Source organism: Mannheimia sp. USDA-ARS-USMARC-1261, from assembly GCF_000521605.1.
GTDB lineage: Bacteria > Pseudomonadota > Gammaproteobacteria > Enterobacterales > Pasteurellaceae > Mannheimia > Mannheimia indoligenes.
In genome coordinates, this window is the sequence record NZ_CP006942.1 from 82,782 (window position 1) to 95,271 (window position 12,490).

A 12,490-nucleotide genomic window follows, 5' to 3' on the forward strand; every position below is an offset into this window, starting at 1 on the left:
CCTTCGCTAAATTTAATTAATGCTGTGAAGTTTGACTAAAAACTCGATAAAGTTGTTTTAACTTTCCATATTGTTTACTTATCCAAGAACGCTTAATACCGTGATTAGATAATTGTTGCTTCTGTTGCATTAATAAATTAATGGCTTGATTGGCATCAATAAATTTACCCTGAATGGGGTCAATATAAAGCGGATAATAAATTAATGTTGCTGCAATTAATTGTGATAATGTAAGTGTTTTATTACGGCGTTCTATTTGTAATAAATCTTCTGTTAGCCCCCAACCAGCATAGAAAGGTATTCCATAACAATGCACTTTTTTACCTCTTAATAATGCTTCGAAACCAGCTAGAGAAGTCATTGTGTGCACTTCATCCACTTTTAAAATACAATCTAGAATATTCACATTATCGACAATAAGATCAGCAAAATGGAGAACTTCCAACTTTGGAATATTGCCAATTCTATTTCCACTAACTACATCAGGATGCGGTTTATAAACAATATAGGCTGTAGGGTTTAGCTCTCTGACTTTTTTTAATAAATCCAGATTTTTCTTAATTTGTGGAGAACCTGATTTAATTGAAGCATCGTCTTCAACCTGCCCCGGTACTAAAATAATTTTTTTGCCTTGAGCATTAAAATCGACATCGCCACTACCTACATTGTATTTTCCAATATGGCTTGCAACTAACTTTTGTCTTAGAGCTTCAGCATTAGACAAATCATTATCAGAAAAATGTTCTGCCTTCAATAAAATTTGTTCTAATCGAGAAGTAGTTTCCGAATTAAAATAAATGCCTAAATCATCAATCACTAATGAAAGTGGAGCAACTAAATTTGCTCCTAGCCCAACAGAACGAATAAAACCATCTTCCATTCTTAGTAACGGAATATTATTTTGTTTCGCAAATTGTAGAATTTCAGGCTTACCATTACTCCAAACAAGAATTTTTGCATTCTCTGCAAGCGGTCGTTTTTTTAGAGAATTTAGCGAACGAACAAAATACAATTTACATTGTGGTGGGTTAAAAAATGGCTTAATGACTGCCTGTTTCCATAATGACATTCCAATGCAATAAATATTTCCGCTTAGACGTTGATTCAATATTTTTACTTTATGCAAATAATCAATCACATCAAAAATTGAACCACTCTCGCCAGTATTTGGATTAATATAACGGCTATAATTAAAATAAGCAGCATAAAAAAGCTGAAGTAATGAACGTTTTACCCTTCTATTTTGCTGAAAAAGTGATTGAACATTCTCATTTCGATCATCCGTTACCCCCCAACCGGCAAACCAGGGTACGCCGAAAGTAATCACTTTTTTGCCTAATAACAATGCTTCAAACCCCATTTGAGAAGTTACGCAATACACTTTCTCACACCATTTAATTAAACTTGCCGGGTTTACATCTTCGGTAATAATCCGTACTTTATCGGTATATTGGGGTAAATCAGTTAGATAGCCTTTTTTCTTACCACTTAACACATCTGGATGGGTTTTTACCCAAATTTGAGCATCAGGATTTTCACTTATTGCTGTTTCTAACATATTATTAAAATCAGCTTCATTTGCCTGACCATATTTCACTGCCATATCGCCAAAGGTTTGGTCGATAACTAACACAATCTTACTCTCTGGAGGGACTTGCTCGCAGAAATCTAATGCGTGATTATATTTTGACAGTTGGTAAGTTAAAATTTGAGATAAAGCTTTCTCTGCGATTTTGATATTAGCTTCACCTTGCAGAGGTTTGTTCAGTAATAGATTTTCTAGACGAGATGGACGAGTCGTATCGTAATATATCCCTACATCATCATACACAAGAGAAAATGGTGGATAGCCTTTTACGCCCAAACCTAATGAGCGAAGAAAGCCGTCTTCTAATGATACAAAGGGCAAGTTGTGCTTAACTGCATAAGCACGGGCTTTTTGAGTAGAGGGGCGAAGCCCCCAGCCGAGAACTTGATCTACTTGAGTTTTAGAGAGAAACTTAATCGCAAAATAAGATTTTCGGATTACAATACATTCAGGTAAAAAACTTTGCAAAAAAGGGATTTTTAAAATCCCTTGAGAAAAGATAAAAGAGTAATACATTTTAAATATAGATATTCAGGTAGTTTAAATATCCATATTCACATAGAAAGGCTTAAACGCTTTATTTTCTTTAATAGCCTTTTTAATTTCATCTGCTGTTTCTAAAGCTTCTTTAATTGTTACGTCCATATCCAAATAACGATAAGTGCCTAATCTCCCAACAAATGTTACTTGGGTTTCTTTATTTGCTTTTTCTACATATTGACTTAATAAAGCTCTGTCTTTCACTAAACGAATAGGGTAATAAGGAATGTCTTTTTCTTCACAGAAACGGCTATATTCTTTATAACAAATAGTCTTTTCGTGTTGTTCCCAAGGAGCAAAATGCTTATGTTCAGAAATTCGAGTATATGGAACTTCTTCGTCTCCATAATTGATTACTGCATTACCTTGGTAATCCCCATCCATTCTGAATGCTTCAAAGTCTAATGTTCTATAACCTAAACGTCCCTGTTCAAAATTAAAGTAAGCATCTAATGGACCAGACCAAAAGATATGATCAAAATCAGCTTTCATCTCTGAGTTAAAAGGAGTGTTAAGGCGAATTTGGATATTTTCGTGTTTTAAAATGTTCTCTACAATTACCGTATATCCATCTTTTGGCATACCTTGGAATTTATGAGCAAAATAGTTATCATCGTAGTTAAAACGAACAGGTAAACGTTTTAGAATGCTTGCTGGCAGTTCTTTTGGTTCCACGCCCCACTGTTTTTTGGTATATCCATAGAAAAATGCTTTATATAGATCTTTACCAACAAAACGCATCGCTTGTTCTTCAAAAGTTTGAGGATCTTCAATAGATAAATCAGCTTGGCTCTCAATTAAGGATTTTGCTTCCATTGGTGAACAAGTTTTACCAAAAAATTGATTAATTGTGTGTAAATTAATTGGAAGGGAATAAACTGCTCCTTGACTAATTGTTTTTACACGATTAACAAACGGCATCCACTCACCAAACTTATTAACATAATTCCAAACTCGCTCATTATCAGTATGGAAAATATGAGGTCCATAAATATGCACCATTACATTTGTTTCAGAATCACGTTCAGAATAACAATTACCTGCTATATGATTACGTTGCTCTATAACTGTAACCTGATAACCTTGCTCAGCAAGTTCTCTTGCAATTACTGCATTCGAGAATCCAGCACCAACTAATAAAAACTTTTTCATTTAAATCTACCTATAAAATAATTAATTTTGTTTCAGATGAATGTAATATAGGATTATAATAGAAATCTATTCAAAAATTTTAAATCATTCCTCATTAAACCAAAAACACCAAAGAAAGAAGCTATGAAATAATTATAACATCCTCTAAAATCTAATTTTCTATGAATTAGATAAAAGAATATATAACTTACAATTTCTATAAAAATCTTTCTTGTTCTTTTAAATCCTTTGAGATTTTCTCTATACATATAAAATTTATTTCTAACAGAAAAGAAATTCTTGATTTTATTATCAATATGATAGAATACCTTATTTCCAACCTCAAATATTTCATTTAAAGATGTTGGATGAAATATCTCGCCTTCCGTTACAACCCCCACTTTAAATCCCGATTTAATAATTCTTTTCTTATATTCTACCTCATCACCTCGAATAAAAAAAACAGGATCAGGATAACCAATCTCCTTAATTACATTATAATCAAATAATGCACCATTAAATAATTTTAAATCTCCTTTAATGATTTTATGTTGTTTAACCTTATCTAAATCACTATATTTTATGCCTTCTACATTGTAAAGAAAAGCTGTTTTGCCTCTATTCTTTATGTCAACTACTATAGGAGAAACAACATCTAAATCATATTCATATTTCTTACTTAATAGTATGTTTATGAAATCATCATCTTCTAATACTGCATCGTCATCTAAAGTAATTATAAAATCACTAGAAAGATGAATAGCCTCTTTTAACCCTATATTAAAACCACCTGCACCCCCGATATTTTCTCTGGTAATATGTAAAGTTATGTTGATAGCCTTTCTATAATGGTTAATAACAGATACTGTTTGATCATTGCTTGCAGTATCGACAATTATAACATTATTAACCTTAACACTCTGCGATAATATATGTTCCAGTAATCTACCAATAACACTCTCTGAATTATGGGTTACTATAACTATAGCTATATTTTTTCCCATTTTGTATTATCTGCAAGTTCTTGGACGAGGCTTACCCGTTTTTAAAATAACATCGGGAGCATATCCTAAGTGCTCATATAATTCCTTATGTTTTGGTATTCTCATTTTTAACATTCCCTCTATATTATTAATATGATTGTATACTATCTCTTGGGCTTTAATATAATCAAGATGATGATCAGGATTGTTTCTAACGAAGCGAGGAGCACTAATTGGATTATTATTTGAATCTATTAACGCATATAAGCAATTAATGGTTGGAATAACTTCAGAAATTCTGTTTGCAAAATCTAGCATCAATTTTCCTCTTACTTTGTAAGGTAAAGGAGGATAATCCCAATAATCATCCTTAAGAGCTGTTGGAGGAGCTGTAAAAACAGCAAAAATTTTAGAAAATCCCATCCTATTTAAGAATTTTTTCATTTCTAATAATCCTTCGCACATTTCATTTAAAAAACGAGGAATATCATAATAATGTTGATGATGCATTTTATAAGGTAAATTAAAATCAATATCTACATTACCAAAATGAAGAAAGATATTTGCATCTTTAGAAATCGTTTCAAGATAAGGAATATAAGGTTTCATATCTTCATTGGATTTTTTTAAATTTCTTAATCCTCTTGCACTCCAACCTGATGCCCAAAATGGATAATACTGAGGATTATTCCCAAATATATAATCAAATACTTCAGATGAAGATGAACCAAAAACAATAATATCACGCATAATTAAACTAAATAATCCTTTTCATAACATTATCTACAAGTCCTTATTCTAGGGGAATTATCCTTTAAAATAGACTTAATATGCTTAGGCATATGTACATATAATTCGGTATGCTTGGGATTTCTTTGCTCTAAAATTCCATCAATTTCTAATAAATTAGAATAAACTACATCTTGTGCTTTTACATAATCAATATGGTGATCATTTTTATCCCTTAAAAATGAGGAACTACAAACAGGATTATCTACCGACTCAATTAAAGAATAAAAACAATTAACCATAGGAATAGAATGAGATAATTTTTTTACAAAATTTAAGTATAAATTTCCTCTTGTTTTATGAGGTAAAGGAGGATATGCCCAATATACATCAGGTAATCCTATAGGAGCTATAGGAAGAGCAGCATATATATTTGAAAAACCTAATTTATTCAGGTAATCTCTTAATGCTAGAATTCCCTCACACATTTCATCTATAAATTTAGGAAAATTATAGAATCTTTGATTATGGATTTTATAAGGTAGGTTAAAATCTAAATCTACGTCCCCAAAGCAGAGAATTATATTTGCATCTTTTGATATTTGGGATAAATAAGGAATATAAGGTCCCATTACATTATTAGGTTCTTTTAATCCTCTTGCACTCCAACCTGATGCCCAAAATGGATAATAATGAGGATTATCACCAAAAATATAATCGAAAACCTCAGTTGATGACGTTCCAAAAACTACTAATTCTTTAGACATAAAATAATCCAACTTAACTTATATACATGTATTTGCTCTTGGTTGCTGCTCTTTCCTTACAGTATCAACACCGACATTTTTATGAATATAATGTACTGTATGCTTTGGGTTTCTTTGCGAGAGCATACCTTCTAATTCAGATAAAGCAGAATAAACAAGGTCTTGTGCTTCAATAAAATCGATGTGATGACTAACCCTAGCCCTTGTATAATCAGGTGAACAAATAGGATTTTTATATGATACTATCAGTTTATCTAAGCAATTAATACTCGTTGTCAACTTGCTTACTTCACTAGCAAAATCTAGCAGCATTTGCCCTCTAATTTTTAAAGGAAAAGGCTTAAATTTAAAGACATTTTCCCAATGACTACTTGGCAACCAGATAGGTGGTGAAGTAAATACAGGATATATATTTTCAAAACCGTAATTTTTCTGTAAAAATGCTCGAAAAGCAATTATACCATCAATCATTTCTTTCAAGAATAAAGGAAGATTATAAAATCCAGTATCTCTTGCTAGTATAGGTAAACCAAATTCAATATCTGTCATACCAAAATGGAGTAGAATAATAGAATCTTTAGGTAATGTTTCTAAGATAGAGGCATAAGGCTTAATATCCACATCAGAATGTTTAATTTGATTTAAACTTCTAGCACTCCAGCCAGATGCCCAAAATGGGTAATAGTTTTTATTCTTCCCAAAAATATAATCAAATATTTCTGCAGAAGAGTCTCCAAAAACAACTAGTGGTTTTTCCATTAATATATTCCTTCTTACTAGCGTATGAAATTTTGAAATCATTTTATTATCCATATTTTATTGCTATTCAATAGACTTCCTACTATAAAAAATAATAGGGAGCCTATAATATAGGCGTTTATGAAAATATAGTCTTCCAAAAATCAAATTTCTTATATTCGTTAATTGTATTCCAATTATCTTCTTTAATTGCATTAATGTATGTTTTTCTTGCTTTTAGTATCTCTGAAAGTAATTGGCGGAAAATTTCTTTATCAGGCGAATATAAGTAAAAATAGCTCTGAATACCATTAGTTTTAATATAAGGTTTACAGGCAACATTTTGAGGAGCAACATCTCTATCCCATAAATGTTTGGCTTTATGCTTAGAAAAATCATTCATATAAAGCAACATTGTTTGTTTGGCGAAATTAATTCTTCGCTCAGTTGAAATCCATTTTGGTTTTAATTCATTTTCACCAGCTGGATTAAATACGGTGCTTTCTAAACTCACCGGTGCAAATTTTTTGGCAATATCGCTGACTTTTTTATGAACTTCATTCGCTGGGACATCAAATAATGCGGTTCCTTTAGCGAAATCATTAATAGCTTCTAAAATTAATTTAACAGACTGATAATCGTGACATAATAAAAGATTATAAATTTTTAAGAATAATTTATTTACATTTTCACTTTTTAATTGCTCATAGCTACTTGTCAAAATCATTCTATTTCTGAAATCATAATACGTTTGCCACCCACCGATTTTTGCATAGAACGGTTCGTGCCATAAAGCAACGCCAGGTAACCCAACGGTTTCTACACCATTATTTTTTAATCGTAATCCGTACTCTAAGTCATCACCACGAATAAAAATCGGTGCTGGAAGATTAATTTCTGCTATTTTCTTCGTTGGAATCATACAGAACCACCAAGCATTATAATCAATCTTCGTTACTTTATTAAATAAATGGAAATTTGCCATATCAGCAACATCTAAATTATGAAAAATTGCTTTTATATTGCCATTATGATCCAATTTTCCACCGTATTCGTGCATAAAGTTAGGTCTTAATAGATCTAACATTTGCCCACCGACAGCAATTTCCCTTTTAGCTAAGCTTGCAAAGCAAAATGCTGTTTTAATAACATTAGCGTCAAGGATAATATCATCATCCATTAATAGATGGAGATCTGATATTTCATTTTGAGAGGCTTCATACAATGTTCTAGTAAATCCCCCCGCTCCACCTAAATTACCTTGCTTATAAACTTGAATTAAGGTTGGATTAGCCTCTATTAGTTTAACTAGCTTCTTATTGGAAAATAAATCTCCTTGATTAACAATAATAATCTTGCTTAAGTTTGGTAGTTTTTTAGAAAGATCTACTAAGGACTCTAAATTCTGGCATAAGAAATCTTCCTTATTAAAGGTACATAATCCAATACTTAATTTTTTATCAATAGTATTAGGAATACAAAATTCAATAGACTCAATTTCAGTATGAGTGTCTTTGGAATCTATATCGATAAATATGCGACCGCTATCAGGAATTAAATCATCCAAAGATAGATTTAATTCTATGGTCTTCATTTCCGATGAAACTAAATGGGAGTCTAATAGTAGGTAGCATCCATTCATAGGGCTATCTCTATAAATAGATATAATGCAATCACCTTTGAATTTTACAGAGAGGGTAATAGATGAGAGAGTAGTATATTGTTCCCAATAACTTTCGTAAAAAGAGTTTAGGTAACTATTAAAAGACACCTTTGAGTTAGGGTGTAAAACCAGAGATGAACCTGTTAAATTTAAATCATAACGACCATATACAAGATTTAAATATAATTTTTTAACCTTTTCTAAGTTAGACCTAGGAAATTGTAAAGATTGCATAGAAAACATAATTAAAAACTTAGATTTGATGAAAATAACATATAATAGTAAATGATAAAAAATATCTTAAATTTGGTTAAAATATTTAATTTTAACTTTATCTTGTAAAGATATTACTAAACTAACTGGCTTTTATACTAAGGATTATATCATTTAATCTCTTAAAAGATAAGTATTCTTTAAAACTTTTAAATTTTTGCAAGATTTTGGTAAATTTTACTACTTTACCTTCTATTGATTCAATATCATATATTACCCAGAGTAAAGAGATATATGATATACTACTCATACCTTAATAATTAACAATTATGCATATGAAGATAAAAAAAATCACCTCTATTTTAGCAGTAATAACCTTACTTTCAGCCTGCTCTAGTCTACCCACCTCAGGTCCTAGCTATAGTAAGGTGTTAGAGGCAAATGAGAGAACATCTGAAGCAAACCTACCCGAAGTTAATCTAATCAAACTAGATAATATTACCGCACAGAATTTATACCAAGCCCAACAAGCCCAACGTTTTTCGGGTTTTGATGGCTCAATGGGTGGCGGTGGTTATGCCGGTACAGTCAATGTGGGGGATGTATTGGAAATTTCTATTTGGGAAGCTCCGCCTGCGGTTTTATTCGGTGGAACATTTAGTACTGAGGGGCAAGGGAGCGGGCATTTAACCCAACTTCCTCCGCAAATGGTTAATAAGAATGGGACGATAACAGTACCATTTATTGGTAATATGAAAGTGGCAGGTAAAACACCAGAAGCTGTTCAAAGCCAAATCGTTGGGGCATTAAGTCGTAAAGCAAATCAACCTCAAGCTTTAGTACGCATTGCGAGTAATTTATCATCTGATGTAACAGTAGTTCGTCAAGGTAATAGTATCCGTATGCCGTTAAGTGCGAATAATGAACGCATTTTAGATGCAGTTGCAGCAGTAGGCGGTACAAGTGAAAATATTGAAGATGTAACTGTTCGTTTAACACGTGGAAATAAAGTGCGTTCTATGGCATTTGAAATATTAATTGCAGATCCATCGCAAAATATTGTGTTGCGTTCCGGTGATGTTGTAGCTTTAATGAACACGCCTTATAGTTTTACCGGATTAGGGGCAGTGGGTAATAATCAGCAGGTGCGTTTTTCAAGTAAAGGAATCACTTTAGCCGAGGCTATCGGTAAAATGGGTGGTTTAATTGATGAGCGTTCAGACCCCCGAGGTGTTTTTGTATTCCGTCATATTCCATTTACACAATTAGATTATAACGATCAGTCTTTATGGCGTGAAAAAGGTTATACAGAAGGAATGGATGTACCAACGGTTTATCAAGTAAATCTACTTGAGCCACAATCGATGTTTTTATTACAGCGTTTTCCTGTTCAGGATAAAGATATCGTTTATGTATCAAATGCACCACTGTCTGAATTCCAAAAATTCTTGAGAATGATTTTCTCGATTACATCGCCAATTACAGGTACAGCGAATACGATCAGAACTTTTTAATTATTGATTAAAAATATATTTGCAAAAAAATCTAAAAAAATAACCGCTTATAAGCTATTTATTGAGGACATTATGTCGAAAAAGAAAAAAAGTTTTTTAGCCAATCCATTACTTTGGCTAACAGTAATTATTCCAACAGCTTGTGCGAGTATCTATTACACGTTATTTGCTTCTGATATTTATGTTTCAGAATCAAGTTTTGTTGTACGTTCTCCTCGTAATCAATCTAGCTTAACCGGTGTGGGAGCGATATTACAAAACTCCGGCTTTTCTCGTTCACAAGATGATACTTATTCTGTACAAGAGTATATGCGTTCGCGTACTGCGTTGGAGCAACTTGAAACGGAATTACCTGTAAAAAGCTTTTATAGCACACAAGGTGATATTTTAAGCCGTTTTAATGGTTTGGGTTTAAATGATTCACAAGAAGCATTTTATCGTTATTTTAGAGAGCGTCTTAATATTGATGTTGATGCGATTTCTGGCATTGCTACTTTACGCGTTCGAGCCTTTAATGCTGAAGAAGGGCAACAAATTAATGAAAATCTTCTCAGACAAGGTGAGGATTTAATTAATCGTTTAAATGAGCGGGCTAGAAAGGATACTGTTGAGTTTGCGGAACAGTCAGTTCAAGATGCTGAAAAAAATGTGAGTGATACAGCTCTAGCATTAAGCCAGTACCGTACAAAAAATAAAATTTATGATTTACCTGCTCAGTCAGGAGTTCAACTTTCGTTAATTTCAACTTTAAAAAGCGAATTAATCCGCGTTGAAACTCAGTTAGCACAACTGCAATCTATTACACCGGAGAATCCTCAAGTTGCAGCACTACAAACAAGACAAAAGAGTTTGAGAAAAGAAATTGATGAACAATCAAAACAACTTTCCGGTGGAAGTACTTCTGTTGCAACTCAAACAGCAGAATATCAACGTTTAGTATTAGCAAATGAGCTTGCTCAGCAACAACTTTCCGCAGCAATGACCTCATTACAAAATACGCGTGGTGAAGCTGATCGTCAGCAACTTTATTTAGAGGTGATTGGTAAACCAAGCAAGCCGGACTGGGCATTAGAACCCTACCGAATTTATAATATTATTGCGACTTTCTTTATCGGCTTAATTCTATTTGGGGTATTAAGTTTGTTGGTTGCAAGTATCAAAGAGCATAAAAACTAATGCGATATGGTGATAATACAACGTTTAAACGTTCTTGCGTTATTCAAAAAAGAGTAATTCACGCTCTTTTAATGAGGGAGTTAATTACTCGCTATGGACGTAAAAATATTGGTTTTTTGTGGCTTTTTGTTGAACCTCTACTATTAACTTTACTTATTGCACTATTATGGTCATATAGCAAAGCCGATCAATTTTCTACGCTGAATATCATTGCTTTTATGATTACAGGGTATCCTATTACTATGATGTGGAGAAATGCATCTAATCGAGCCAAAGGGGCTATTGAGGCAAATATTAGTCTTCTATATCATCGAAATGTAAGGGCATTAGATACTATTTTTTCTCGTGTTTTGTTGGAGGTTGCTGGTGCAACAGTTGCACAAATTTTCATAATGATAGCATTTATTACCTTAGGTTGGATTGAGCCTCCTAACGATGTATTCTATATGCTAATAGCTTGGATATTAATGGCATTTTTTGCTTTTGGATTAGGATTGATTATTTGTGCTATTACATATTATGTTGAAGCTTTCGGGAAAATATGGGGGATTTTGAGTTTTGTACTATTTCCCCTATCTGGTGCAATGTTTTTTGTCCATAACCTCCCCCCTAAGGCACAAGAAATAGCTCTTTGGTTTCCTATGATTCATGGTACAGAAATGTTTCGTCATGGTTATTTTGGTGAAACAGTAATTACTTATGAAAGTATCAGTTTTATTATTGTCAGTGATATTATTTTTATTTTCTTGGGATTATTGCTGGTAAGGAATTTTAGCGAAGGAATTGAACCAAGATGATTAGTGTTAAAAATGTAAGTAAGCGATATCGAACAAATAGTGGTTGGAAAACTGTATTAAAAGATATCAATTTTGAGCTGAAAAAAGGTGAAAAAGTCGGTATTTTAGGTAGAAATGGGGCAGGGAAATCAACACTAATTCGCTTAATGAGTGGTGTAGAACCACCAACAACAGGTGAAATTGATCGTCAAATGTCTATCTCTTGGCCCTTGGCATTTAGTGGTGCATTTCAAGGAAGTTTAACCGGAATGGATAATCTACGGTTTGTAAGTAGAATTTATGGTGCAGATTTTGATTATGTAAAATCCTTTACAGAAGAATTTTCTGAACTAGGCGAATACTTATATGAGCCGGTAAAAAGCTACTCATCCGGTATGAAAGCAAGACTTGCTTTTGCTTTATCACTTTCAATTGAATTTGATTGCTACTTGATTGATGAGGTTATTGCGGTAGGGGATTCTCGATTTGCAGCAAAATGTAAGCACGAACTATTTGAAAAACGCAAGGATCGCTCACTCATTTTAGTCTCCCATAGCCCTGCCTCTATCAAAGAATATTGTGATTCAGCAATGGTTTTAGAAGAGGGGATTATGCATACCTTTGATACTATTGATAATGCCTATAATTTCTATAACAGAAAATAACAACAAG

General features: G+C 32.6%; 11 protein-coding genes. 4 read left to right on the forward strand and 7 right to left on the reverse strand.

Annotation, left to right across the window (positions count from 1 at the left end):
• Window positions 1-16 precede the first annotated feature (16 nt).
• The 7 genes from X781_RS00375 to X781_RS00405 all read right to left on the reverse strand — a co-directional run bounded on the left by X781_RS00375 (window position 17) and on the right by X781_RS00405 (window position 8,373).
• Window positions 17-2,104, reverse strand: a complete 2,088-nt coding sequence (locus X781_RS00375) for a capsular polysaccharide biosynthesis protein (RefSeq protein ID WP_025235023.1) — start codon at window positions 2,102-2,104, stop codon at window positions 17-19.
• 24 nt (window positions 2,105-2,128) lie between these two features.
• Window positions 2,129-3,280: a UDP-galactopyranose mutase gene (gene glf, locus X781_RS00380; RefSeq protein ID WP_025235024.1), complete on the reverse strand. Its 1,152-nt coding sequence runs from the start codon at window positions 3,278-3,280 to the stop codon at window positions 2,129-2,131.
• Between the two features lie 53 nt (window positions 3,281-3,333).
• Complete coding sequence (locus X781_RS00385; RefSeq protein WP_025235025.1) at window positions 3,334-4,263, reverse strand: glycosyltransferase; 930 nt, start codon at window positions 4,261-4,263, stop codon at window positions 3,334-3,336.
• A 6-nt stretch (window positions 4,264-4,269) separates the two neighbouring features.
• A complete protein-coding gene (locus tag X781_RS00390) occupies window positions 4,270-4,992 on the reverse strand; it encodes a hypothetical protein (RefSeq protein ID WP_025235026.1) in 723 nt (240 codons plus the stop codon).
• A 29-nt stretch (window positions 4,993-5,021) separates the two neighbouring features.
• Complete coding sequence (locus X781_RS00395) at window positions 5,022-5,738, reverse strand: hypothetical protein (protein ID WP_025235027.1); 717 nt, start codon at window positions 5,736-5,738, stop codon at window positions 5,022-5,024.
• A gap of 18 nt (window positions 5,739-5,756) precedes the next feature.
• A complete protein-coding gene (locus X781_RS00400) occupies window positions 5,757-6,497 on the reverse strand; it encodes a hypothetical protein (RefSeq protein ID WP_025235028.1) in 741 nt (246 codons plus the stop codon).
• A gap of 118 nt (window positions 6,498-6,615) precedes the next feature.
• A complete protein-coding gene (locus X781_RS00405; protein WP_158497203.1) occupies window positions 6,616-8,373 on the reverse strand; it encodes a glycosyltransferase in 1,758 nt (585 codons plus the stop codon).
• Between the two features lie 314 nt (window positions 8,374-8,687).
• Here X781_RS00405 and X781_RS00410 point away from each other — a divergent pair, with 314 nt between their 5' ends.
• From X781_RS00410 to X781_RS00425, 4 genes are all read left to right on the forward strand, one after another.
• Window positions 8,688-9,866, forward strand: a complete 1,179-nt coding sequence (locus X781_RS00410; protein ID WP_025235030.1) for a polysaccharide biosynthesis/export family protein — start codon at window positions 8,688-8,690, stop codon at window positions 9,864-9,866.
• Between the two features lie 72 nt (window positions 9,867-9,938).
• The gene (locus X781_RS00415; protein WP_025235031.1) at window positions 9,939-11,042 is read left to right on the forward strand and encodes a capsule biosynthesis protein; all 1,104 of its coding nucleotides are present in this window, start codon (window positions 9,939-9,941) and stop codon (window positions 11,040-11,042) included.
• The gene (locus X781_RS00420; protein WP_025235032.1) at window positions 11,042-11,839 is read left to right on the forward strand and encodes an ABC transporter permease; all 798 of its coding nucleotides are present in this window, start codon (window positions 11,042-11,044) and stop codon (window positions 11,837-11,839) included. The genes X781_RS00415 and X781_RS00420 overlap by 1 nt, the downstream gene beginning before the upstream one ends.
• A complete protein-coding gene (locus X781_RS00425; RefSeq protein ID WP_025235033.1) occupies window positions 11,836-12,483 on the forward strand; it encodes an ABC transporter ATP-binding protein in 648 nt (215 codons plus the stop codon). The genes X781_RS00420 and X781_RS00425 overlap by 4 nt, the downstream gene beginning before the upstream one ends.
• Window positions 12,484-12,490: the final 7 nt, after the last annotated feature.